Genomic DNA, 23,938 nt, shown 5'->3' with positions numbered 1-23,938 from the left:
AGGGTGAGACATGCCTGACGGGACAGCGGTGCAAATCCGCGATCTGACCAAAGTCATTGGCAAAAAGACAATCGTCGACAGCTTGTCGTTTGACATTCCGAAAGGGGAAGTGTTCGGCCTGCTCGGGCCGAACGGAGCCGGGAAAACGACTACCATTCGCATGATGGTCGGGCTCATTTCCATTTCAAAAGGCCAGGTTCTGATCGACGGCATCGACGTGTCAAAGAACTTTACGGCGGCGATGGCTCACATCGGTGCCATCGTCGAGAACCCGGAGATGTATAAGTTCCTCTCCGGCTACCAGAACCTCAAGCACTACGCCAACATGTCACACGGCGTGACCAAAGCGCGCATCGACGAGGTCGTTGCCCAACTTGGGTTGACAACGCGCATTCACGACAAGGTCAAAACGTACTCACTTGGCATGCGTCAGCGCCTCGGCTTGGCGCAGGCATTGTTGCGCAGACCCGATGTGATCATTTTGGACGAGCCGACCAATGGACTGGACCCGGCCGGCATCCGCGAACTGCGCGACTACCTGCGCGTCCTCGCAGAGAAAGAGGGCATCGCCGTCATCGTGTCGAGCCACTTGCTGTCGGAGATGGAGTTGATGTGCGACCGGGTCGCCATCATCCAGGCGGGCAAGCTGGTCGACATCCGCTCCCTCCGCGGCGAGCAAGTCAATCACGCTGACCAGCGCCCGACGTTGATAGAGTTGGCGGAAGCCGATCGCGACCGGGCGTTGGAGATTGTGGCGACTCTGCGCGCACAGGCGGCTGACCCGGGCACAGATGCCGAGTCCTTGACCGCGATTGCGACGGAGACCGGCATCATCGTTGGCGCCACCCGCGAACAGGTACCCGATGTCGTGCACGCGCTCGATTCGGCAGGCGTTCGCATCTACGGCGTGCAGATTCAAAACAAATCGCTTGAGGAAACGTTCCTCGAGATTACGGGGGGTGCCTCCGTTGTTTAACTTGGTCATGAACGAGAACATGAAAATCTACCGCCGCCTGCGCACCTGGATTATGCTCGCGCTTCTGGTGGTCGGGATTATCCTCATCGCTGTTGTGCTCGTCACACACCAACATGCGTCAGCGGGCGGCTGGCAACATGGTTTACGCGCGCAGATTGCGCAGTACCAGCAAGTCTTGAAGCACCCGAACCCAAAGTTCCCCTTGACGAAGGCTGGGATAGCCAACATCAAGTCGCACATCGCGATTGACCAGTACCACCTGGCTCACAACATCGACCCGAACCTGACCACGGGCGTAGGCTTTGCGGCGACGGCAGAAAACTTGTCGACGCTACTCATCGCCTTCATTCTCGTCATCGCAGGCGACATCATGGCGAGCGAGTTTGCTTCCGGCGCCATCAAGATGTTGCTGACGCAGACCGCGACGCGCACGAAGATTTTCTTCTCGAAGTTCATCGCGGTGCTGATTTTCTCTTTGTTCGCGACGGCGCTCATGTTCGTGGCATCGCTCGTCGTTGGGTTCATCTTCTTTGGACCGCACGGTGCGCAGTCGCCACACGTCTTCCTGAACGCGAAACAACAGGTAGTGCAGATGACCGCGCTCTCCTACTTGCTGATGCAGTACGGTTTTCTCTTGGTCCAAATTGTCATCACGGCGACAATCGCGCTGATGATCTCGTCGATCTTCCGCAGCAGCGCCCTCGCCATTATCATCTCGCTGTTGGCCTACATGGTTGGCAGCACGCTGGTCGCGGTACTGAGCAGATACCACTGGGTCAAGTACATCCTGTTCGCGAACACTGACCTGTCGAAGTTCGTGGTTGGAGGTCCGAGCATCAAGGGCATGACGCTCGGCTTCTCTGTGACGATGCTCATCGCCTACTTCATCGTCATGATGGGCCTCGCGTGGGTCGTCTTCCTCCGCCGCGACGTGGCATACACGTAATGCGCTAGCGAGTGGCCGCGGACGGCGCGCGGACGGGCTGCCAGTTGGACGCGAACCGCAGACAGGACGCGAACCGTCGGCAGGGCCAAAACGAGAAGGTTAGCGACGCCAGCGTCGCTAATCGCCGCTCAGCGGGCAAACGGGAAGTGTAATCGTGTCGAAAATGTCGCTAATCCGCATTTTCTCGCGCGATAGCGACATTTTTTCCGCTCGGCAGCGGGTGACGACTGAAAAGCCAAAGGTTAGCGACGCCAGCGTCGCTGATCGACTAGCGGAGCGCCTCCCGGCGCTCCAAAACTCGCCCGGGCCCCCACTCCATAGGTCCCGCTCCATAGGTTCCATGCACTCACATCCATGCACTCACATCGGTCCGCCCAAATCCCCTGAATGGTGTAACTACTCTGCAACTCCTCGGTGATACCGTTTCCTCCAGACAGTTAATTCACTGTGAGGGGGATTCAGATGAGACAGGGGAAAAAGTCTGTCTGGGTGGCAGGCGCGGCGGTTTTGGCTAGTGTGGCGCTCGTGGCCGGGTGTGGGACGACTGGCGGGAACGGAAACGCAGGCGGGAGTGGGAACAACAGCGGCGGCAATGGCACGGGTTCAGCCAACTCACCAATCACTATCGGAGTCGTGACGTCGCTGACTGGGGCGCTGGCAGCGTACGGGCAAGAGTGGCAGCGCGGCTTCAAGATTGGGTTGCAGTACGCCACCAACGGCACAGATACTGTCGATGGACACAAAATCAACGTCATCTGGAAGGACGACAACACGCAGCCGAACCAAGCCGTGACGGACGCTAGGTCGCTGCTGGGCAGTGATAAGGTCAACATTTTGGCTGGCGGAGTGAACAGTGCCAGCGCAATCGCCATGGAGCCCATCGCCAAGCAGTACAAGACGGTGTACGTTGTTGGACCAGCAGTCGCAGACAGCATCACAGGCGCCGACTACAACAAATACATCTTCAAGGTGTCGCCAAACTCCTATATGGAGGCGAAGGCGGCTGTCTTGTCCATCCCGGACCCACACGCGACCGTTGCACAACTTGCGCCAAACTACGCGTTTGGCTGGGATTCCGTGAAAGCGTTTAAGCAGCTTGCCACCGCAGCCGGCATGAAAGATGTGCTCAACGTCTACGCCGACCCAACTGCGACAGACTTTACGCCACAGCTGCAGAAGATCATTCAGGCCCACCCGAAGTATCTGTTCGTCACCTGGGCTGGCGCACCGGGGCCGTGGAAGAGTATTCAAAACATGCAGTTGCAGAAGCAAGGCATCACAGTTGTCACTGGAATCCCGAACATCGCTGCGACTCAGGCGCTGTTCCAGGGCTTTGCTGGCATGCGCGGATTCACAACCTACTACTACAAGCTGCCGAACAACCCCGTCAACAACTACCTCATCTCACACGACCAGTCCGAGTTTCATACCGTGCCAGACCTGTTCGATCCCGACGGTATGGCGGCCGCGATCGCCATTGTCGATGGACTCAAGAAGACGGGCGGCAACCCGAACGGCAATCAACTGTCGGCCGCGATGTCCGGCATGAGCTTCCAAGGTCCAAAGGGCACCTACACCTTCCGCGCGTCTGACCACCAGGCCTTGCAGGCACAGTATGGTGTGGTGCTGAAGCAGGAGCCAGGCTTCAATTACCCTGTACCGACGCTTACCAAGGTAATTCCCGCGTCGGCGACGGTGCCGCCTGTCTTAAATTGAGTAGACCAGTAAAAACTTGCGTGAAGTCGTTGCCGAGGGCGGGGTGGAGCCGTGTTTGAACTCACCGATGTGTCGATTGGCTATGGCAGTGTGCGCGTTGTGCAGGATGTGTCGATGGCGGTGGGCGAAGGGGAGTTCGTGTCGCTGATCGGACCAAACGGGGCTGGCAAGACGACCCTAATCAACGCGATGAGCGGAACACTTCGCCCGTTGGCCGGTCGGGTGTTGTATGACGGAGTGGATATTACCAACTGGAAGGCAGATGCGAGAGCGCGAGCTGGCATTGGGCGGTCGTTTCAACGCACGAACTTGTTCCCGGACCTGGACGCGCTTGGGAACGTCAAACTAGCCGTGCTGGGGGCTCGCGGCGTGAAACTCCGTCAGGCGCTTCGGCGCACGCCAGAGGACGTGTGGGAGCGCTCGGAGCAGGCACTGGCCGCGGTCGGGTTGTCCAAACTGGCGCAGACGCCAGCGTCTGCCCTCTCGCACGGCGACAAGCGCAAACTCGAATTGGCCATGCTGCTTGCGCTTGCGCCGCGCGTCATCTTGCTCGATGAACCGACTGCAGGTCTCAGCCTGGCGGAAGCTCCGCAGATTCTGGACCTGATTCACCAACTGAAAGACAGTGGCCGCTACGCGATGGTCCTTGTCGAACACAAGATGGAGGTCGTGATGCGGTTGTCCAACCGTGTCGCCGTCTTGCACCAGGGCACGTTGCTGACGGTTGGCTCGCCTGATGAAGTCATGGCCAATCCGGAAGTGGAAGCCGCATACCTTGGAGGTCGCCATGACACCACTGCTTGAACTTGACCACGTTGCGGCGGATATTGGACAGTTTCACATCTTACACGACATTTCGCTGCAGGTGCCGGAGGGCGGTGTCACTGTCTTGCTTGGGCGCAACGGAGCGGGGAAAACGAGTACTTTGCGCACCTTGATGGGATTTCTGGCGACCCGTTCTGGCGAGATTCGGTTTGCAGGCCGCCAAATTGAGGACTTGCCAACACACCACCGCGCGAAGCTCGGCATTGCCTATGTGCCGGAAGACGGGAACATCTTTGCGCCACTGTCCGTGGCCGATAATCTGCGCCTGTCGATGCCAGCACAAAAACCCAGAACTTCCGACGCACAGGGGGTGCTCGAACGGACACTGGCGGTGTTTCCAGACTTGCGGGCCGCCTGGACCCGGCCTGCCGGCACTCTCTCCGGTGGACAGCGTCAGATGCTTGCAATGGCCTGTGCTCTGGTGCAGGAACCGGCGTGTCTGGTGGTCGACGAGCCGAGCAAAGGCCTCTCGCCGCTGTTTGTCGAGCGGCTGGGAGAGGTGTTTGAGGACCTGCGGGGAGCGACCACAATTTTGCTGGTTGAGCAAAACTTTTACCTGGCCAGTCGAGTGGGACAGACGTTTGTGCTGATCGACGACGGGGAGACCGTAGCGGCAGGGTCGATGGCGGACCTCGTTCAATCGGATGAGCTCAAGGCGCGCTATCTTGGTGTCCAGGTCACTGCGAAGGGGGAGAACCCATGACCGTAGCGCTTACCTTGCTCATCAATGGGGTGGCGAACAGCGCTATCTACTTTCTTATGGCCGCAGGACTGACCCTCATCTTCGGGCTCCTGCGTGTCATCAACTTTGCACACGGGGGGGTCTACCTGTGGGGTGCTTACCTTGGCACCTTCCTGTACACGGCCACAGGGAACTTTTTCATCGCCGTATGTGGCGGGCTGGTGACTGGAGCGCTGCTCGGGTGGCTCTCCGAGCGCGGTCTGCTCGCCGCGATCTACGGTCAGGGTACCCAACAACTGTTGCTTACCATGGGCATTTTCATCATCTTGTCGGAGCTCATTAAGATTCCGTTCGGGCGCGACCCCATAAACTCGAGCCCGCCCCCCGTGCTCGGTCATTCGTGGATCGTTGGCCACGTGGTGATTGTTGAGTACCAGGTGTTCGCCGTCGTTGCGGGTGCGCTCGTGTACGTCGCACTTGTGCTCTTGCTCTCTCGCACACGCCTCGGGTTGGTGGTGCGAGCGGGTGTCACAAATCCGGAACTCGTCCAGTCCCGCGGCGTTGCCATCAAACGGGTATTTACCGCGGTGTTTGTGCTCGGGGCAGCGCTTGCCGGATTCGCCGGTGCTCTTGCAGGCCCATACTTTGGTTCGGTGACCCCAGGAATGGGAATGGATATGCAACTCAACGCCTTTATTATTGTCGTGCTCGGTGGACTCGGCAGCCTGAAGGGCTCACTTGTCGGCAGCTTGCTCATCGGTGTGGCTACGGCCGTCGTCTCGTACTACGCGTCGTCGTTGGCGGTGCTGTCCAGTGTCATCGTGATGGCCATTGTCCTGGTGATTCGTCCGAACGGTCTGTTCGGGTCGAAGGAGGTCGTGTGATGGTGAGCGAAATGTCTACCGACCGCGCTCTGCAACGTGGAGGTTTGCGTGCGCGCCGAGCGGTCATCGTGCCGCTTGCGCTACTCATCCTGTTGGCCCTCGTCCCTGTCCTGACTGGCTCCGGCGGTGTGATGTCTCTGCTCGTGCAAGTGTTTGCGTTCGGTGTGTTCGCGATGTCGTACGACTTGCTGATTGGCTACACGCGCATCATCTCGTTTGGACACGCGATGTTCTTTGGAACAGGCGCGTACGCCGTGGCAATCTGCCTCTCACGCAGTGGCGGTACGACGGTGAGCTTGCTGTTCGGACTTGCCATCGCCTTTGCCATCGCGATTGCCCTCAGCCTGCTCGTGGCGTTTTTGTCCCTGCGGGTGCGAGAGACATATTTTGCGATGATCACGCTCGCCGTCGGGCAGGTCTTCTCCGTGTTGGCAGGGTCACAGGCTCTGCGTTCCTTGACACAGGGCAATGACGGGCTCACGATGACGCTGCCGATGTGGCTGGGCACAGACACAAGTGTCTACTACTTCTGCCTCGGCTGCTTGGCGGTTGTCGCAGTGTTTCTGACGAGGTTTGTACAGTCGCCTGTCGGTGACGTCCTGAAGGGAATCCGGGAGAACGAGTCGCGGGCTTTTGCCCTTGGTCACTCCGTCGTGCGCGTGAAAACGCTGGCCTTCGCCGTGTCTGGTCTAGTTGCGGCGCTCGGTGGCGCCCTGTTCGCGATTGGGCAAGCCTTTGTGAGCACGACCGTGTACGACGTTAGCACGGTCTCTCTGAACGTCCTCTTGATGGTAATTATCGGTGGAATGGGCACCTTGTACGGAGGCGTCCTCGGCGCAGCCATCTTGCTCTGTGCCGAGACGTGGCTCTCGAACCTGGCCGGGAGTGTCCCCATTTTTCAAAACTACTTGATCTTGTTTGGTATCCTCTACATCGTAATTGTCCGCTTTATGCCAAAAGGAATTCTTGGCAGTCTCAAAGCGTGGGGAGGACGCCGGTTGTGGAACAGATGAGGACGTCGCAACACGTAGACGATTTGACAACGAAAGCACACGGCGTGAACCCGGAGGCAGAGCCGCTCGTAGTTGCTGCACCGCAGGTCCGGGGAGCGGTACCCGGGTTTGTCTGGACAGGCGATGTTGGGCGGGCCAAAGCCGTGATCAGGTTGCCAGACCCAGAACTGTGGAACGGGAAACTGCTCGTCGGCGGCACCCCGGCGGTGCGAAACGAGTACTCGCTGGACTGGCTGCTCGGTGACATCGCACTCCAACGCGGGTATGCCTTCGCCGCATGTGACAAGGCCACGCCCGGTCTCACACTACGTGACCCGATGCGGTCGATGGCTGAGTGGGAACCCGCCTACGTCGCACTAGTCGACCAGGCCAGCCAACTGGTTCATGACGTCTACGGCCAGTTAGCAGAGCGAACTTATATCGCCGGTGTGAGCAACGGTGGCTATATTGTTCGCATGATGATGGAGCGGCACCCGGACAGGTTTGACGGTGGTGTGGAGTGGGAGGGTGTGCTGTGGCACGCGCAAACGCGCCATTTGATGACCACCCTACCCGTCTACGTCCGCGATTATCCAATATACTGTAACTGGCGCGGCGACCGGAGTGGGGTAGAGCGAAGCGCCGCGCTGGAGCGCATCCAAGAGGCGGGACTGGTGCCTGAAAGCAGTTCCGTTTGGGACACGTATTTCATGGTCTACTGGGTACTGTCTCTGTGGCTGTACGGACGCTCGCTTGACCCCGATTGGGAACCGTTTGCCGCTGCGTGGTCGAATGACTGGCTGCGTGATCCGACGCCTCTCGCGGCCTATCCCTGGCAGGAGCGGCAGCACGTACTTCAAGAGCGGATTACACCCATTGCGAATACTGGGCGATTGACGAAACCGCTGCTGTCCGTCGCCGGAAATTGGGACTGCCTGGTTTCGTTTTCCCACAACGCGGATGCGTACGCGAGACTCGTCGCACAGCAGGAGGCAAGTCGTTGGCATCGAATGTACGAGATCGAGCGAGGCAACCATGTAGACGGTATGCTGCGCGGTGGCTGGAACCGCCAGCAGCCTGTGCAACCCTACTTCGAGGCGGCTCTGTACTACCTGGAGAACTGGTTAGAGCGCGGGCTTGAACCGCCCGCATCAGGGCGCTACGCAAGCATTCAGGAGTTTACGCCAGAATACGACAAGTTGCTGTCGGCGGTAGCAGAACACACGCTGGATGACCCGTTGCAGAGCGGAGCATCAGACGAGAGGTGAACGAGTATGGAGCAGACTCTTAACGGAAACACAGCTGTTGTCACAGGGGCAGCGAGCGGAATTGGATTGGCCATCGCGCGAGCGCTCGCCGAGTCAGGGGCGAAAGTGGTGTTGTCGGACCTGCGCGCGGACGCAGCCGCAGAGGCGGCAGAATCGCTTCGGCAGGATGGCTTAGAGGTTCGGGAGTTTGCCGCGGACGCCAGTTCTGAACTGGACATCACGCAGACGCTGAACTTCGCTGTCGCTACGTACGGTTCGCTCGACATCCTTGTCAACAACGCCGGCATGCAGTACGTGGCGGACCTGGAAGACTTCCCGACTGAAAAGTTCCAGCAAATCATCAATTTGATGCTGGTGGGTCCATTTATCTCGATGAAGCACGCCTTTCCGGTCATGAAAAGCCGAGGACGCGGGCGGATTATCAACGTCGCCTCCGTCAACGGCTTGATTGGCTTCGCCGGAAAGGCTGCGTACAATTCCGCGAAACACGGCCTCATCGGTCTCACCAAGGTGGCGGCGCTGGAGGGGGCGATGAGCGGCATCACGGTGAACGCCCTGTGTCCAGGGTACGTCGATACACCGCTCGTGCGCAATCAACTGACTGATTTGGCCCGCACGCGCGGGGTGCCGCTCGAACGCGTCCTGGAAGAGGTGATTTACCCGCTGGTTCCGCAACATCGACTATTAGACCCGACAGAGGTCGCGGACTACGCGGTTTTCCTAGCCTCGGATAAAGCGAAGAGCGTGACCGGGCAGGCCGTGGTCATCGACGGAGGCTACGTCGCGCAATGAGCGGTTCACGCCCAGTCGGACGCACACTGCCGCGGGCACGCTCGACGCACGTGCCGAGACCGCGCATTACGACACTGCTCTCCGAGGTTCCAGATTTTCCGGTCACGGTCGTCAAAGCAGGTGCAGGGTACGGTAAGACGACTGCTGTCGCGAACTACGTCCAACAGAGTGAACTCGCGGTCGAGTGGCTGATGTTGCGCGAAGAGGATCGCTACGGGGCTAGGTTTGTCGAGCAGATGTGTGAGCTTGTGATTCCGAGCGAAGTCCCTCGCAGTGAGCGCGAGCGCATACTTGACGCAGGGCGTTCGCCGCTGACTTGGCAGTTGTCGGCAGAGTGGATGGCGGACGTATTGTCTACGTACGTGCATGACGAGGAGGTCTTTGTTCTCGACGATTTTCAAGTCGTCGATGAAGACCCACCTGTGCTACAGTGGATGGACGTCTGGCTGTCGCACCTGCCACCCAATGTCCACATCGTACTGGTTACGCGTACGCGCCCGGCGCTGCCCACGCTCGAAGCCGAGAGCGACCGCGGAAATGTCTTGTGGGTGCGAGAGCGGGACTTGGCGTTCACGGAGGATGAGGTCGGATTTCTTTACAACGAAGGCCCGTTCGGAGACCAACACCGACTGCTCGACCGCCAGCAGGCCCGGTGGCTCGTACAGCGCACCGGAGGCATGGCGATGGCCCTGTCGATGCTCTTACGAGACTGGCGACAGTATGGACAGTTTGCCCGACTGCAGGCCGCGCTTGACCAGCAGACCTCGGTTCAGAGCCAAATTGGACGCCTGTTTTTGCTTGACTTGCTGCCCTTGCAACGGCAGCTGCTACAGCAGACTTGCGTATTCGCGACACTAGAACCAGAGCTTTGTGACAAGGTCCTCGGGCGTACAGACAGCGGCGTTCTGTTTGCTGACCTGGAACGCAAGGGTTATTTGACGGGAGCAGAGGACGGGTCGAGCTATCAACTGCACCCTTTGGTTCGCGAGTACCTCGCCAAGACCCTCGATCGACAAACTCAGGAGCAGCTCGCGAAACAGGCCATTGCATGGCACCTTGAGCGCGGACAGGAGTCGCGCGCCATCCCATACTTGTTTTCGCTGCAGGACGACGAGCAGATGGCGAACGCCCTGTTCGCGTACATCCCGGACTACCTCGAGCGCGGGGAAGTCTCGACCGTGCAGGGGTGGTTGGACCGACTTCCGGCACGGGTCCTGGCAGAACACGCAGGGCTTTTGGTAGCGAAGGCAGAAGTCTATCGCCACATCAACCGCTTTGCAGAAGCGATGGAAGCGTTCGAACGCGCCGACGAACTGGCCCGGCGACAGGGCAACCAGGCAATGCGAGCACAGGTGGAGATGGGGCGGGCGCGACTCTACCTCGATACGATTCAGCCGGGCCCTGCCAAGACGCACATTCGGCGGGCCCGCAGGTGGGTTGCGCGCGAAGACCGAGAGGCGCGTGTCAGCCTCTTGCAACTGGCGTTCGAAAACTGCATTAACCAAGGCCGGACGGGGCGGGCGAAACGCCTGCAGTCTGTGCTCGTGACACTTCCTGGAGCCAGGCTGCCGAACAACAACAGCGATATGCGGCTGTTGCTTCGCTGTGGCGCCATTGACGAGGTGATTACCCGGCTGAAGCCTCGCGTCCGAGTTGACGCGGTGAGCGGTCGCAACGCACTGTCGCACAGAGAGGCGACGTTGCTCTTGTCCTTGATGTACGCAATGCGTGGAGAAGTGGCCCAAGCGAAGCAACAGGCATTGCGCGGACACGGGGTTGGGCATTCGCTGCGTGCTCCGTTTGTCAGTGCCGTGGGGCTGATTCGGCTCGGGCATGCAGAGCACCTTGCGAACCCACTTGGCGATGCGGCTCTGTCGGCCTATCAAGCGGCTGCAGACTCGATGGATGAGATGGAGGTTCCGCGCGGGAAGTCTGAGGCGTTGCTCGGTCTCTGCCTAGCACACGGATACCGTCGTCAGCTCGGTCTGGCACGGTCTTATGCGCTGCAAGGAATTTCGATTGCCCAGCACGCAGGGGATGTCTGGATGGCCAATCTGGTGCGCGCCGCGTATGGGCAGGTGTGCGCTGTCAACGAAGCGTTCGATACGGCGGTCAAAGAAATGACTAGCGCTATCGATGCCTTTGCATCGTGTGGAGACACATTTCTTGAAACCGCTTGCAGATTGTGGCGGTCGATTGCTTGGAACCACTTGGAAGACGGTCGCTGGCGCGAGGATTTTTCGACAGTCCTACAGTCAGTGGAGCGACATGGCTGGACGTTTTTGCTCGAGCGCAAGACGCTTTGTGGCGTGCGCGACGTGCAAGCGCTAGTGCCGCTCTTGCAAAAGCAGCGACCTGACGACGCTGTGGCGCTCAGCTTGTCTACGCGTTACTTGCACGTTCTCGGCAGCGAGGCTGTCGAACACCACCCCGGCTACACTTTGCGGGTGCAGACACTGGGCCGGTTTTGCGTTTGGCGTGGCTTCAGCGAGATCGGACGGCGAGACTGGCAACGGGAGAAAGCACGTCAGTTGTTTCAGTTTTTGCTTACGCACAGGCACACCCTGTTGCATCGAGAGGAAATCTGTGAGGGTCTGTGGGGAGACAGTGACCCGGTTGCAGCGGAGCGGGACTTTAAAGTCGCATTGACGGTCCTCTCGACCGCGATTGATCCGAGTCGCCCTGGCCGAGGTCCTGCAGCGTTTATTGTCCGGCAGGGTAGTCTCTATGGGTTGACCGATCACCCGATGCTAGAGGTCGACCGCGATTTGTTTCTGCGCGTCGTCCAAGACGCCCGAACTGAAGCGGACCCGTTGCGACAAATGGCGCTCCTTGCCCAGGTCGTGGAACTCTATCAGGGACCGTATTTGCCCGAGGTGAAATACGAGTCGTGGTGCGAACAGGAGCGAGACAATTTGCAACGCCAGTTTGTTCAGGCAGCCATGCAGTTTTCGGCGCTGTGTTTCACTCTGCAGCGACACGCGGATGTCATCGATGTCTGTCGGCGCGTACTCGACGCCGACCCGACTTGGGAAGAAGCGTATATTTGGCTTATGAAAACGTATGCAATGCAGTACAATCGAGCTATGGTCGTACAGACCTATCGCACATGTGAACGCGTGCTCGACCGTGAACTCGGTCTTCCGCCGATGGCGAGCACACAACAAGAGTACCAGGCGCTACTCGATACTCAGCGCTAGGGGGTCAACACGGAGAGGAGTGCACAGCGTGGATAAAGTCTTTGCATCTGCAGCAGAGGCTGTTGCAGACATTCAGGACGGGATGACGCTCTTGGTCGGCGGGTTCGGTCTCGTAGGCATCCCTGAACACTTGATTGAGGCACTACGAATGCGCGGTACATCGGGGCTCAGTTGTGTGAGCAATAACTGCGGCGTGGACGATTGGGGCCTTGGCTTACTCTTGCAAAACCGGCAAATCAAAAAAATGGTCTCTTCGTACGTCGGCGAGAACAAGGAGTTTGAACGCCAGTTCCTGTCGGGCGAGTTGGAGGTCGAGTTGGTACCGCAAGGAACGCTTGCGGAACGCCTGCGCGCCGGGGGGGCAGGTATTCCCGCGTTTTATACACCTGCCGGCGTGGGCACAGCGGTCGCTGAGGGCAAAGAGACGAGGACGTTCGACGGTCGTGAGTACCTGCTCGAGCAGGGCATCAGGGGCGACTTTGCGCTCGTCAAGGGCTGGAAGGCGGACCGCTACGGAAACGTCATTTACCGTGAAACGGCGCGCAACTTCAACCCGATGATGTGTGCGGCGGCAAAAGTGACAATTGTCGAGGTCGAGGAACTTGTTGAGCCAGGCGAACTAGACGCAAACTCCATCCATACACCGGGCATCTACGTGCAACGCGTCGTGGTCGGAGACCATTACGAGAAGCGCATCGAACGGCGGACTACTCGCGGCTGAGACAAAATGCCCTTTGCACTCTGCGGTTGGAGGCAAACCATGAGTGAAACCATAGCGAAGACGTTTCGAGAGGATGAAGATAGATGCCACTGACGAGAGACCAGATTATCGCTCGCGCAGCCAAAGAAGTGCAGGACGGGTTCTACGTCAACCTCGGCATTGGCATGCCGACTTTGGTGGCGAACGTCATTCCGGACGACGTTGAAGTATTTTTGCAGTCTGAGAACGGCATGCTCGGCATTGGTCCGTACCCGAGCGAAGCTGAAGTCGATCCCGACCTCATCAACGCGGGCAAGGAGACTGTCACGCTGCGTACAGGCGGCGCGTTCTTTGACAGTGCGGAGTCGTTTAGCATGATTCGCGGTGGGCACATCGACCTCGCCATTTTAGGCGCCATGGAGGTCTCGGAAACGGGAGACCTCGCGAACTGGATGATCCCTGGCAAAATGATCAAAGGGATGGGCGGCGCGATGGATTTGGTGCACGGCGCCAAGCGTGTCGTTGTCACGATGGAACACGTCAACAAGAAAGGCGAGCCGAAAGTGTTGAAGGAATGCCGGCTGCCGCTGACGGGCAAAGGCGTCGTACACCGCATCATCACCGACTACGCCGTTTTCGACTGCACACCAAACGGCCTCGTCCTGCGGGAAGTTGCGTCTGGCCACACGGTCGAGGAGATTCGTGGCCTCACCGAGGCATCGTTCACCACGGCGGAGACTGTCACCGAGATGTAAACGTCATCGGCAGTTCTGTGACGCCATGCACGATAAAGCCGCGCGCGGGCGTGAGCTCAAAATCGCGGACCAGTTGCCAGCTTGAAAACCGCTCCATCAGCACGGTCAAGGCAACTTTCGCTTCCAGCCTGGCAAGCGGGGCGCCGAGGCAGAAATGAATGCCGTGTCCGAACGCGATGTGCGGATTCGGAGTGCGGGTGATGTCAAACAAATCGGGGTCGGCAAATTGACGCTCATCCCGATTGGCCGACCCGATGAACGCGACGACGTGCGCGTCCTTTGGAATGACCTGACCGGAAATGGTGACGTCTTCGACAGCCCGGCGGAACATCGCCTGGATGGGCGAGCGCAAGCGCAGTGTCTCTTCGATTGCGCCAGAAAGCAGCGTGGGGTGTTCGCGCACGAGTGCGAACGCCTCTTCGTGTTCGAGTAAGGTCCGCACTGCGTTGCCAATCAAGTTGGTGGTCGTCTCGTTTCCTGCGACGAGGAGCAGCCAACAGAGCGCCAAGATGTCGCCCTCCGACAGCTTGTGCTCGCCGTCTTGCGCCTGTAACAGCGCGGACACCAGGTCGTCTTCTGGCGCGCGCTGGCGTTCTTCAATAATCCCCCGGAAATAAGCGTTCATCTCTTCGTGGGCCTGTTGCGACCCGGCGGCCTCACCGCCGACCATGCGGTCTGCAGATGCCACGACCTCGTCTGACCAGTGTTTGAACTTGTCCCGGTCCTTCGCAGGAATGCCGAGTAACTCCGCGATCACGATGACCGGCAAGGGATAGGCGAAGTCCCCGACGATGTCCATCCGCCCGTCTCCTGCAACCTTGTCGAGCAGCTCGTGGGCAATGGCCTCGATACGCGGTTCGAGCGCTGCCACCGCGCGCGGAGTAAACGCCCGGTTGACGAGAGAGCGGAGGTCTGTGTGACGAGGCGGATCGGTCGTGATTAGGACCGAACCTTGGCGTGCGCGCTCAGCAGGACCCACGCCGCCTTGCAAGGCGCTCTCTGTGGCGTCAGAAGCGGCTTGGCGAGGTCCATACGAGGACGAAAAGCGAGCGTGATCAGAAAGAACCGCTTTGACATCGTCGAAGCGAAACACCGTCCACACACCGGGTGGGTCGAGGTAAAAAACCGGCTTGTGGTCACGTAGTTGCCGGTACAACGGGAACGGGTTCAATCGCATCTGATCGGAAAACAGGGACTCCATCACTGCACCTCCAGAATGAGAATTCTTCAAAGTTTACTGTGAACTCTGCGCCCTTCGCGGTTTCCCTCGCTCCATTGTAGCGCAGTAGGGAGGTCCTGGGACTGCTTGGGTAGACACTCTCTACCAGCGTTCTCGCAACTGCGCTATACTCGTGGGCAATACGGGGAGGCGGTGCCAGGATGTACGAGGCGACACGGCAGTTGACACTAGACTTGGTGGCAATGCCTTCAGTCAATGGAACCCCAGGTGAGTCCGCAATCGTTGAATATTTGCATCACCGTCTGATGCGGCACAGTGCGTACCGCGCTGGTTACATGAAGTTGTTCCTAGTGCCTGCCGTCGATGACCCGCTGTTCCGACCCGTACTGATTGCGCACATGTCAGCGCGGTCCAGAAACAGAACTGCCGATTCCCAAGCGCGTCGTGGTGTGCTTTTGTTCGGACACACGGACACGGTCGGGACGTCCGACTTTGGGGCCTTGGAGTCCCTTGCGTTTCGACCACTCGAGTTAACGGAGGAAGTCAAATCAGGCGTATTTGGGGCCGTTGCGGCACAGCGGGCGAGGTCCGGGAAATGGTTGTTTGGACGCGGTGTGCTGGACATGAAATCCGGCGTCGCGGCTGCCTTGACGGCGTTTGAGGCACTAGCTGAGCAGGGACCGGAGACGGACGTGTTCTTTTCGGCCACACCTGACGAAGAAGTGGGTTCACTCGGGGTCAAGACGCTCGCTGCTTGGCTGCGCGACTACTTGCCCGCAGAGGGGATTGCGCTGCAGGCTGCGATCAACACGGACTACACCAGTTGGCAGGCGGGTGACGGCGGCGCTCGTCACATCTACCTTGGCAGCATCGGCAAGCTCCTTCCGGCAGTCTATGTACGCGGTGTGCCGAGTCATGCCGCGGAGCCGCACAATGGACTTGATCCGAACCTTGTCGTCGCTGCCATCACCAATCGCGTTGTCTACAACAAGGCACTTTGCGATGAAGATGACGGTGAACTGAGCCCCTACCCGGTTTGTCTGCACCAGCGTGACGACAAACCAGGCTACGACGTACAGACGGCTTTGTCGGCGTCTGCCTACTACAATCTGTTTCACATGCAAAAAAGTCCTGCCGAGCAACTTGAGCTGTTCTTCGAGACTGTGCGGTTGGCGGTGACGGACGTACAGGAGTCACATCCGGATGTGGTCGCTGCAGATATCCCAGTGCTGACGTTCCAAGACCTCTGGGAAGAAGTCGGGCAAGCGACCCAAAGCGAGGTTCGCACCTTTGCCGACTCACTCACATTGAGTCAGGACCTGCGCGAGCGCTGTCGGCTGATCACGGAGCACCTCCTACACAAGAGCGGCCGCTCGGGTCCGGCTGTCGTGGTCTATTTCGCGAATGGGCTAGTGCCGAAGGTGAACAGTGGTATTCTCGTGCGAAACCGGCTGACAACCGCGCTCGCCACGTTTACCGGAGAGACTGGCGAGACGTTCGCTTTGCATCGGTACTTTCCGTACATCTCTGACCTGAGCTTTCTGACGCCTTCCCCGGACTGGGACGACCCAGCGTTCCGACGCAACTTCCCGTCTCTGTACACGGCTTCACCGGCGCCGCTGCGAGCGTTGCCAGTGCTCATGGTCGGCACATATGGTACGGGCGCTCATCAACCGGACGAATGTGTAGACGCAGAGTATACCTTTGGCCGTTTGCCCGTTCTGTTGGCCTGGCTGTCGCAGCGCCTCGCTGCGGACTGACAGTCGCAGGTGCGGGTGTTCATGGCTTGCTCTTGCGCGTTTAATTCTGCTTGGTTTGCTCGTAGTGGTTTGTCACGACACGGATGAAGCGCTCGGCAATCGGGTCACTTTCGAGGTTTTCGCGGTAGATGAGGAAGGTAGGCCGTACCCAAGCGGGGTCGGAAAGTGGAATTCGAACGTACCCTTTTTCTTCGGCATCATGCAGAGTCCGCCGCGGCAGGCAAGAGACACCGAGGCCATGGCCGACCATAGCCTTGATACCGTCGATGCTGTCTAGCTCCATGCGGACTTTCGGGTATACGCCGACTTTGGCAAGCAGTCCCATCACACGCTTGCGAAACGGGGCGTCGTCGCGGGCGAAGGCGATGAACGGGGCATGATGAAGGCCACGAATGCCCGGGAAGTCGTGAGTCCAGTAATGGCCCTTTGGCACGATTAAATCGATCACGTCCGGCTCGAACTCGAGTAGGCGGATGTGCGGGTGGTAGATTGGTTCGCCCATAAAGCAAAAGTCCACTTGGTCCGCGAGCAGCGCGTCTTTCATCTCGTCGTACAAGCCCATGCGAACCTCTAGGCGAACGTTTTCGTGCTTGAGCATGCGCGACAAACACGCGGGGACGTCGGTTGAGACAAAAGCGCGGCCTGACATCACGCGTAAAATCGGCTCGCTCGCTGTGACAGGCTGCGTCATCTTGGTTTCGATAGCCGTCATACGCTCCGCCAATTGCAAAAACCGTTCGCCGTTCACCGTTAGTTTGACGCCGTCTGGTCGCCGGTCGAACAGCGTGTAGCCGACAGCGTGCTCGAGTCGCTGCAAACGGGTCGTGACAGTGGACTGCGACATGAACAACTGTTCCGCAGTCCGGGAGAGCGACCCAATGCGAGCGATTGCGAGAAACAACTGGATGTCCTTGGTCTCCATGAAGTACGAGCCCCCGTCGTCGTTAAATTGCTCTACACGCTTGATTCGCATGAATTCTAACACTCGTCCGAAAGTGGGACAAGACGCCGCCAACAGCACATCTGTGGTGAATTATTCGCCACAGTGGTACGCTTTGGACAGTGACTTTTGGCATTAGAGGAGCTGAGAAACCGTTGGCTGAACAACAATCGCTTAACCCGCAGTGGGACCTCGAGTCAATTTTTCCAGGAGGCAGTGCCTCCTCTGAATTTCGGACATTCTTGGATGAGCTCGAACAGGACTTTCCTCGTCTCGGCGAGGCTGCAGCGAAGTTGTCACCCACTACCCACGCTGACGAGTGGGAGGCATTTTGGGGAAGTGTGCAGAACTTGCGAGCGCGCATGATTCAGGCGAGTTCCTTCGTTGGCTGTCTGACCGCTCAGAACATGAAGGACAAGGCAGCGAAACTGCTAGAGGGCCGTGTTAAGAAGGTGCAGGCGCAACAGCGCGCAGTCCTGGCTGTGGTAGACGGTGTTTTACTGCAAATCTCGGACAACGATTGGCAAGCGTTGTTGCACCACGATGGGCTCCAAGCGATTGCGTTCACACTGGACGAACGGCGTACCACGGCACAAAAGAAACTGCCCACGGACGCCGAAGTCCTGATTTCCGACCTCAGCGTCGATGGCTACGAAGCGTGGGGCGATATGTACTACACGGTCGTCTCGCGCATGAGCATCCCGTTTGAAGAACACGGCGAAACGTTGGAACTGTCGATGGGACAGGCGGCCAACAAGCTGAAAAGTCCTGACCGAGCGGTTCGTGTCCCGCTGTTTAAACGGTGGGAAGAGACTTGGTCGAGCCACGCCGACTTGTTTGGCCACATCCTCAATCACCTCTCTGGTCACCGTCTGCAAGTCTATAAGCACCGCGGCTGGGATTCAGTGCTCGCGGAACCGCTCGCGATGAACCGGATGAGTGCGGAAACTCTTGAGGCGATGTGGGGTACCGTTGAACAGAACAAGGCACCCTTTGTCGAGTATCTGGCGCGCAAAGCGAAGCTGCTTGGTCTGCCCGCAATGTCGTGGCACGACTTGGATGCGCCGATTCCTGGACCTGCACGGACCTACAGTTATGACGACGCGCGCGCGTTTATCGTCGAGCAGTTTGGCAAGTTCAGCCCGGACCTGGCGGCGTTTGCAAACCACTGCTTTGAGCAGCGCTGGATTGAGGCAGAAGACCGCCCCGGCAAGCGTCCAGGCGCTTTCTGCACATCGTTCCCGGTGACGAAAGAGTCTCGCGTGTTCGCGACGTTTGGCGGGTCGGCTGACAATGTATCGACGCTCGGGCATGAAATTGGCCATGCCTACCACAGCTACGTGCTGCGCGACCTGCCGCAGTTCGCGCGCGGCTACGCCATGAACGTCGCGGAGACGGCGTCCACCTTTGCCGAGACAATTATCATGGATGCGTCTGTGAACGCTGCAGAGACCGATGCAGAGCGAGTCGCCCTGCTCGACGACAAAGTGCAACAGAGCGTTAACATGTTCATGAACCTGCATTCGCGGTTCTTGTTTGAGACGCGCTTTTACGACCGCAGGCGGGCTGGTCTATTGTCAGAGGACGAAATTAGCTTGCTCATGGAGCAAGCTCAGAAGGACGCGTACCACAATGCGCTGTCTGAGTACCACCCGACGTTTTGGGCATCAAAGCTGCATTTTTACTCTACAGGTGTGCCTTTCTACAACTTCCCGTACACCTTTGGTTATTTGTTCAGCACTGGGATTTACGCTCGGGCGAAGACAGAGGGAATTGGCTTTGCCGACCGCTATGTCGACTTGCTGCGGGATACCGGACGCATGACGGTTGAGGATTTGGTGCACAAGCACCTCGGTGTCGATATTCGCAAGCCGGACTTCTGGCAGAGCGCCGTCGACGTAACGGTCGCAGACGCCAAGGAGTTCTTGCGGATCACGCAGTGACCCACAGATAATACGGGCACTGACACTTGGTTTCGGAAGGGGAACGAGGCGATGGAGCGGAGTTTGCCGCCACAGTTTGCGGAGCGTGCCGCACCTTCAGCCGTGACCAGCGACCGTGATGCTGTCGCACACTTGCCAGTGATTTCCGTGCGCGATGTCTCGTTTGCGTACCCGCGCCGACCTGGCGACAACCCAGGCGGTGACGGCAGTCGCACCGAGCAAACCGCGCCCGCGTCCGAACACGTGCTTCAGCACGTGTCTCTTGACGTGCATCGAGGCGAGTTTGTCGCCGTGCTGGGGCGCAACGGCAGCGGCAAGTCGACTTTGGCGAAGCTGATGAACGGACTCATGCGCCCGCTCGCGGGCGAAGTGCTGGTGCAGGGACGAATCACGACAAACCGCAGCTACCTGCGGGAGGTTCGGCAGCGAGTTGGCATGGTCTTTCAGAACCCGGACAACCAACTGGTTGCGACGGTCGTAGAGGAAGAAGTGGCGTTTGGCCTGGAGAACTACGGGGTGCCGCGCGACACCATGCTGGAGCGGGTGACAGCTGCTCTGCAGCGAGTTGGCATGGACACGCACCGGCGGCGCCGTCCGCACCAACTGTCCGGCGGGCAGAAGCAGAGAGTCGCGATTGCCAGCGTGATCGCGATGCAGCCCGACTGTGTCATCTTCGACGAAGCGACGAGCATGTTGGACGTCGAGGGTCGGCGCGAGGTGATGGCTTTGATGCGCGACTTGCACGAGCACGGCACGGCCGTTGTCGCTATCACGCATCACATGGAAGAAGCGTTGTCAGCAGACCGTATTGTCGTGCTCGAGCGTGGCCAAGTCGTTCTCGCAGGGACACCGCGCGATGTGTTCGCACAAGTAGAAACGGTACGACGACTCGGACTCGACGTGCCGCTGACGACGGACTTGTCCGAGCGATTGCGCCGTACGTTTGCGACAGCACGGGCAGCACAAGAACTGCCGGCAGACCTGCTGTCGACAGAAGAGTTTGCGAACGCGTGGACAGCGTGGCGACCACAGCTACCGCCAGTGAGCCTGCCAGAGCAGGCGGGGGTGGCGGACCCGCACAGCGACCGGGATCAGAAACCGGAAACGGCAAAACCTGTCATCGTGCTGCGGGATGTGTCGCACACATACATGGCAGGCACTCCGCTGGCGCAGACGGCGCTGTCGTCGGTGTCGCTCGCAATTTCAAGCGGCGAGATTGTCGCCATTGTCGGCCAAACCGGGTCCGGAAAATCCACCCTCATTCAACACTTGAATGGCCTTCTGATGCCGCAAACAGGATCGGTTGTCGTGGACGGGATGGACCTGTCGCACCCCAAAGCAGACATCAAACGCGTTCGCCGCACGGTTGGACTCGTCTTTCAAAACCCGGAAGACCAGTTGTTTGAGACGTTGATCGGCGACGAAATTGCCTACGGACCCTTTCAGTTCGGTTACTCGCTTGACGAAGTGCGCGAGCGCGTGCGTTTTGCGATGGATTGGGTGGGGCTGGATTTTGCTTGGCGCGACCGCCCGGTTCAGGCGCTCAGCGGCGGCGAGAAGCGGAAAGTCGCCATCGCGGGCGTCCTTGCGCTACGGCCGTCGGTCATGGTGCTTGACGAGCCGACCGCCGGCCTTGACCCAAAGGCAAGAGATGAACTGCTCACCAACCTGGTTCGGCTGCGCGACGACTACGGCATGACACTGGTGATTGTCACGCACCAGATGGAAGAGGTTGCGCGTCTCGCTGACCGCATGGTGGTCATGGCCGACGGGCGCGTCGCGCTCGACGAACCGACCCGCGCAGCCTTTGCGGACCCTGACCGACTGCGTGGACTGCACCTCGACGAACCCGAAACGGTGGCGCTTCTACGCGCGGTGGCGAGGACTGGGACGCGACTTGAGCCAGTGCAGTTGACACGGGCGGACGCGTTCGCAGAACTGTGCAGGGCTGTGACTTGCGGGAAGGAGGCGATGTCTGGTGCCGATTCCTGAACTCAGCCGGCGCATCACTATCGGGCAGTACTTACCGACCGGGTCGGTCATCCATCGCATGGACGCGCGCTACAAACTCGCGACATTTGTGCTCGTGGTCCTCGCAAGCGCATTTGGACCAACGCTAGTAGGGAACCTCATCATGCTGATGTTTAGCGTCGTTCTGCTGGCTGTCTCCCGCATCCCGCTGCGCTACGGGCTCTCCGGCATCCGGCCGGCGCTGTGGATTCTCGTCGTGCTGTTTCTGCTGGAAATGTTTTTCTACGCTGGCGCGGGACACAGTCGAGTGCTGGCGCATGTGGGGCCGTTGACGGTGACCGCCGGCGGTCTGACTGTCGCGGTGCTGTCGGTCGTGCGGTTTGTCGACATTGTCTTTCTCATCAGCGTGCTCACTCTCTCGACGACACTGTCGGACCTGTCGCACGCCGTGGAGTCACTGCTTCGGCCGCTTCACGTGGTGCGGTTTCCGGTGCACGAGTCGGCGTTGATTCTGACGATTGCACTACGGTTTGTACCGACGTTCGCGGAAGAGGCGGAGAAGCTGATGAAGGCGCAGGCCTCGCGTGGCGCCGATTTCGGCACGGCCCGCCCATGGCAAGTTTGGCAGCGAACGAAGTCGATGTTTCCGATTCTGCTGCCGCTCTTTTTGTCCGCGATGCACCGTGCAGAAGACCTGGTGTTCGCAATGGAAGCGCGCGGCTACGTGCCAGGAGCAGAGCGCACGTCTTATGTCGAGCTCAAGAGCAGCGCCCGCGACTTGTGGCTGCTTGCAATTGCCCTCGCCGTGAGCGCTCTCGTTGTCTTCGCGGGCCGACTGTAGGCAGGGGTGCAGGCGGGGGGCTGGGCGGGGTGCCGATGGCTTGAAATTCAGCTGCGCACGGAGGAAGTCGCCTAGCGTCTCTTGTCGCTATCGACAAGCGCGCGCGCTAGTGGTATAAAAAGCTTGCGCGCCAGCAGTAACGTTCCACCATTAAAGGGGGACAGTTCAATGGGCCAACAAGCACCACAGGAAGCTGCATCTCTGCAAATGAGTTTAGGGGAAGGCAAGGCGCTCACCACCAGGCGGATCGTTGTCGCCGGTGTATTGTCCGCCATCGCCATTCTGCTCGGGGTCACAGGGCTCGGATACATCCCTGTGCCGACCGCTGCAGGCAGTGCCACCATCATGCAAGTGCCGGCTATCGTCGGCGGTGTCATCGAAGGTCCGATTGTGGGCGGGATCATCGGACTAATTTTCGGCATCACCTCGTTTTTGCACGGTGGCGTAGTGTGGTTTAAGGACCCGCTCGTCTCCATCCTTCCTCGCATTTTTATCGGGATCGTTTCGTACTACGCCTATGTGGGCATGCGCCGTGTGCGTGTGCCGATGGTCGTCAACTTGGCGATCACGGGCTTTCTAGGGTCTGTCACCAACACCGTCCTGGTTCTCTTCATGGTGTTTGTGCGTTTCCATGTGGGCGCCGGTACGCTCGGCACAGTTGCGCTCGTGAATGGGACTCCGGAGGCGATTGTCTCCGCGATCATCACTGCTGTCGTAGTACTGGCGTACTATGGCGTGCATCGGGTCGGGGCTAAGTCGAAGATTTCCTAAATATCTAACCGTTGTCATGTCGTCACGCTCGTTTGATGTGCGATGACGGGTATCAGGAATGGGATTACGTACTGTGCGCGCAAATAGGGTTTGAACAGGCTGTCTCGATGAGCTGATGCTCGCGGGCAGCCTTTTTATGTCTGCTGCAGCGCTGCACGGCCGCGGAGGACATGCCTGTGCAAGCGGGGGGGGGGGGAAGGGTGAACGCAGCCAGGCGTCCATCGGGAGAGGTGTCGAAAATGACGGCGGCAGCCTGTTTGCTGTAGGTGTCAAAATGACACCTACCGTGGGGACCTGTTTGCTGTAGGTGTCAAAATGACACCTACCGTGGGGACCTGTTTGCTGTAGGTGTCAAAATGACACCTAGAGGGCGGCGTACTCGCAGGTAAGTGTCAAAATGACACCTAGAGGGCGGCGTCCTCACAGGTAAGTGTCAAAATGACACCTAGAGGGCGGCGTACTCGCAGGTAAGTGTCAAAATGACACCTACAGCGTGGCGTCCTCACAGGTAAGTGTCAAAATGACACCTACAGCGCGGCGTCCTCGCGGGTAAGTGTCAAAATGACACCTACAGCGCGGCGTCCTCGCGGGTAAGTGTCAAAATGACACCTACAGCGTGGGGTCCTCGCAGGTAAGTGTCAAAATGACACCTATCGACTCGGTTTGGCGGTCATTAGCGACCTTCTCGACACTCAGCGCGACCTGGTGTGCTTGAATTTGGTCGATCAGCGACGCCTGCGTCGCTAACCTTTCATCTTTCGCCCTGCCGACGCCGCGACAACGGTTAAAATGTCGC

19 protein-coding genes are annotated in these 23,938 nt (G+C 59.0%); 17 read left to right on the top strand and 2 right to left on the bottom strand.

What is annotated here, in order from left to right:
* Window positions 1-10 precede the first annotated feature (10 nt).
* From JC200_RS06065 to JC200_RS06010, 12 genes are all read left to right on the top strand, one after another.
* Window positions 11-976 (top strand): ABC transporter ATP-binding protein, encoded by a 966-nt coding sequence (locus tag JC200_RS06065; RefSeq protein ID WP_274435306.1) that lies wholly within the window; start codon window positions 11-13, stop codon window positions 974-976.
* Window positions 969-1,922 carry an ABC transporter permease gene (locus JC200_RS06060; protein WP_274435305.1) on the top strand — a complete coding sequence of 318 codons (954 nt, stop codon included), beginning with the start codon at window positions 969-971 and terminating at the stop codon, window positions 1,920-1,922. The genes JC200_RS06065 and JC200_RS06060 overlap by 8 nt, the downstream gene beginning before the upstream one ends.
* 462 nt (window positions 1,923-2,384) lie before the next feature.
* Window positions 2,385-3,638: a substrate-binding domain-containing protein gene (locus JC200_RS06055; RefSeq protein WP_274435304.1), complete on the top strand. Its 1,254-nt coding sequence runs from the start codon at window positions 2,385-2,387 to the stop codon at window positions 3,636-3,638.
* 51 nt (window positions 3,639-3,689) lie between these two features.
* Window positions 3,690-4,442 (top strand): ABC transporter ATP-binding protein, encoded by a 753-nt coding sequence (locus tag JC200_RS06050; protein ID WP_274435302.1) that lies wholly within the window; start codon window positions 3,690-3,692, stop codon window positions 4,440-4,442.
* Window positions 4,426-5,166, top strand: a complete 741-nt coding sequence (locus JC200_RS06045; protein WP_274435301.1) for an ABC transporter ATP-binding protein — start codon at window positions 4,426-4,428, stop codon at window positions 5,164-5,166. The genes JC200_RS06050 and JC200_RS06045 overlap by 17 nt, the downstream gene beginning before the upstream one ends.
* Entirely contained in the window at window positions 5,163-6,029 is an 867-nt protein-coding gene (locus JC200_RS06040; RefSeq protein WP_274435299.1) for a branched-chain amino acid ABC transporter permease, read from the top strand. Before JC200_RS06045 ends, JC200_RS06040 begins: the two co-directional genes overlap by 4 nt.
* Window positions 6,029-7,042, top strand: a complete 1,014-nt coding sequence (locus JC200_RS06035) for a branched-chain amino acid ABC transporter permease (protein WP_274435298.1) — start codon at window positions 6,029-6,031, stop codon at window positions 7,040-7,042. Before JC200_RS06040 ends, JC200_RS06035 begins: the two co-directional genes overlap by 1 nt.
* Window positions 7,039-8,289: a prolyl oligopeptidase family serine peptidase gene (locus tag JC200_RS06030; protein ID WP_274436477.1), complete on the top strand. Its 1,251-nt coding sequence runs from the start codon at window positions 7,039-7,041 to the stop codon at window positions 8,287-8,289. The genes JC200_RS06035 and JC200_RS06030 overlap by 4 nt, the downstream gene beginning before the upstream one ends.
* 6 nt (window positions 8,290-8,295) lie before the next feature.
* Window positions 8,296-9,081 (top strand): 3-hydroxybutyrate dehydrogenase, encoded by a 786-nt coding sequence (locus tag JC200_RS06025; RefSeq protein ID WP_274435296.1) that lies wholly within the window; start codon window positions 8,296-8,298, stop codon window positions 9,079-9,081.
* Window positions 9,078-12,281 (top strand): AfsR/SARP family transcriptional regulator, encoded by a 3,204-nt coding sequence (locus tag JC200_RS06020; RefSeq protein WP_274435295.1) that lies wholly within the window; start codon window positions 9,078-9,080, stop codon window positions 12,279-12,281. Before JC200_RS06025 ends, JC200_RS06020 begins: the two co-directional genes overlap by 4 nt.
* A gap of 28 nt (window positions 12,282-12,309) precedes the next feature.
* On the top strand, window positions 12,310-13,002 hold the full coding sequence (locus tag JC200_RS06015; RefSeq protein ID WP_274435294.1) for a CoA transferase subunit A: 693 nt from the start codon (window positions 12,310-12,312) through the stop codon (window positions 13,000-13,002).
* Between the two features lie 83 nt (window positions 13,003-13,085).
* Window positions 13,086-13,736, top strand: coding sequence for a CoA transferase subunit B (locus JC200_RS06010; RefSeq protein ID WP_274435293.1), 651 nt, complete (start codon window positions 13,086-13,088; stop codon window positions 13,734-13,736).
* On the opposite strand, the gene JC200_RS06005 is transcribed toward JC200_RS06010, so the two are convergent.
* Window positions 13,723-14,937, bottom strand: a complete 1,215-nt coding sequence (locus JC200_RS06005; RefSeq protein WP_274435291.1) for a cytochrome P450 — start codon at window positions 14,935-14,937, stop codon at window positions 13,723-13,725. The genes JC200_RS06010 and JC200_RS06005 overlap by 14 nt on opposite strands.
* A gap of 179 nt (window positions 14,938-15,116) precedes the next feature.
* On the opposite strand from JC200_RS06005, the gene JC200_RS06000 reads away from it, so the two are divergent.
* Window positions 15,117-16,676 carry a M20/M25/M40 family metallo-hydrolase gene (locus tag JC200_RS06000; RefSeq protein WP_274435290.1) on the top strand — a complete coding sequence of 520 codons (1,560 nt, stop codon included), beginning with the start codon at window positions 15,117-15,119 and terminating at the stop codon, window positions 16,674-16,676.
* 40 nt (window positions 16,677-16,716) lie between these two features.
* Here JC200_RS06000 and JC200_RS05995 read toward each other — a convergent pair whose 3' ends face one another.
* Window positions 16,717-17,649, bottom strand: coding sequence for a LysR family transcriptional regulator (locus tag JC200_RS05995; RefSeq protein ID WP_274435288.1), 933 nt, complete (start codon window positions 17,647-17,649; stop codon window positions 16,717-16,719).
* Between the two features lie 122 nt (window positions 17,650-17,771).
* Between JC200_RS05995 and JC200_RS05990 the strand changes: the two genes are divergently transcribed.
* From JC200_RS05990 to JC200_RS05975, 4 genes are all read left to right on the top strand, one after another.
* Window positions 17,772-19,559, top strand: coding sequence for a M3 family oligoendopeptidase (locus tag JC200_RS05990; RefSeq protein WP_274435287.1), 1,788 nt, complete (start codon window positions 17,772-17,774; stop codon window positions 19,557-19,559).
* A gap of 51 nt (window positions 19,560-19,610) precedes the next feature.
* The gene (locus JC200_RS05985) at window positions 19,611-21,551 is read left to right on the top strand and encodes an energy-coupling factor transporter ATPase (protein ID WP_274435286.1); all 1,941 of its coding nucleotides are present in this window, start codon (window positions 19,611-19,613) and stop codon (window positions 21,549-21,551) included.
* Entirely contained in the window at window positions 21,538-22,371 is an 834-nt protein-coding gene (locus JC200_RS05980) for an energy-coupling factor transporter transmembrane component T family protein (RefSeq protein WP_274435285.1), read from the top strand. Before JC200_RS05985 ends, JC200_RS05980 begins: the two co-directional genes overlap by 14 nt.
* Before the next feature lie 168 nt (window positions 22,372-22,539).
* A complete protein-coding gene (locus JC200_RS05975) occupies window positions 22,540-23,142 on the top strand; it encodes an ECF transporter S component (protein WP_274435283.1) in 603 nt (200 codons plus the stop codon).
* The last annotated feature ends 796 nt before the right edge of the window (window positions 23,143-23,938 follow it).

It is taken from the genome of Alicyclobacillus sp. ALC3 (genome assembly GCF_028751195.1).
Classification (GTDB): domain Bacteria; phylum Bacillota; class Bacilli; order Alicyclobacillales; family Alicyclobacillaceae; genus Alicyclobacillus_L.
Note: the sequence above shows the minus strand (reverse complement) of the source record. Positions and strands in the feature narration are given on the sequence as shown.

What these genes read in the sequence shown, in the direction of transcription:
- JC200_RS06055 (WP_274435304.1), top strand. Translation starts at nt 2,385, where the DNA reads ATGAGACAGGGGAAAAAGTCTGTCTGGGTGGCAGGCGCGGCGGTTTTG.
- JC200_RS06035 (WP_274435298.1), top strand. Translation starts at nt 6,029, where the DNA reads ATGGTGAGCGAAATGTCTACCGACCGCGCTCTGCAACGTGGAGGTTTG.
- JC200_RS06045 (WP_274435301.1), top strand. Translation starts at nt 4,426, where the DNA reads ATGACACCACTGCTTGAACTTGACCACGTTGCGGCGGATATTGGACAG.
- JC200_RS06040 (WP_274435299.1), top strand. Translation starts at nt 5,163, where the DNA reads ATGACCGTAGCGCTTACCTTGCTCATCAATGGGGTGGCGAACAGCGCT.
- JC200_RS05995 (WP_274435288.1), bottom strand. Translation starts at nt 17,649, where the DNA reads ATGCGAATCAAGCGTGTAGAGCAATTTAACGACGACGGGGGCTCGTAC.
- JC200_RS06020 (WP_274435295.1), top strand. Translation starts at nt 9,078, where the DNA reads ATGAGCGGTTCACGCCCAGTCGGACGCACACTGCCGCGGGCACGCTCG.
- JC200_RS06000 (WP_274435290.1), top strand. Translation starts at nt 15,117, where the DNA reads ATGTACGAGGCGACACGGCAGTTGACACTAGACTTGGTGGCAATGCCT.
- JC200_RS06025 (WP_274435296.1), top strand. Translation starts at nt 8,296, where the DNA reads ATGGAGCAGACTCTTAACGGAAACACAGCTGTTGTCACAGGGGCAGCG.
- JC200_RS05985 (WP_274435286.1), top strand. Translation starts at nt 19,611, where the DNA reads ATGGAGCGGAGTTTGCCGCCACAGTTTGCGGAGCGTGCCGCACCTTCA.
- JC200_RS06030 (WP_274436477.1), top strand. Translation starts at nt 7,039, where the DNA reads ATGAGGACGTCGCAACACGTAGACGATTTGACAACGAAAGCACACGGC.
- JC200_RS06065 (WP_274435306.1), top strand. Translation starts at nt 11, where the DNA reads ATGCCTGACGGGACAGCGGTGCAAATCCGCGATCTGACCAAAGTCATT.
- JC200_RS05975 (WP_274435283.1), top strand. Translation starts at nt 22,540, where the DNA reads ATGGGCCAACAAGCACCACAGGAAGCTGCATCTCTGCAAATGAGTTTA.
- JC200_RS06005 (WP_274435291.1), bottom strand. Translation starts at nt 14,937, where the DNA reads ATGGAGTCCCTGTTTTCCGATCAGATGCGATTGAACCCGTTCCCGTTG.
- JC200_RS06010 (WP_274435293.1), top strand. Translation starts at nt 13,086, where the DNA reads ATGCCACTGACGAGAGACCAGATTATCGCTCGCGCAGCCAAAGAAGTG.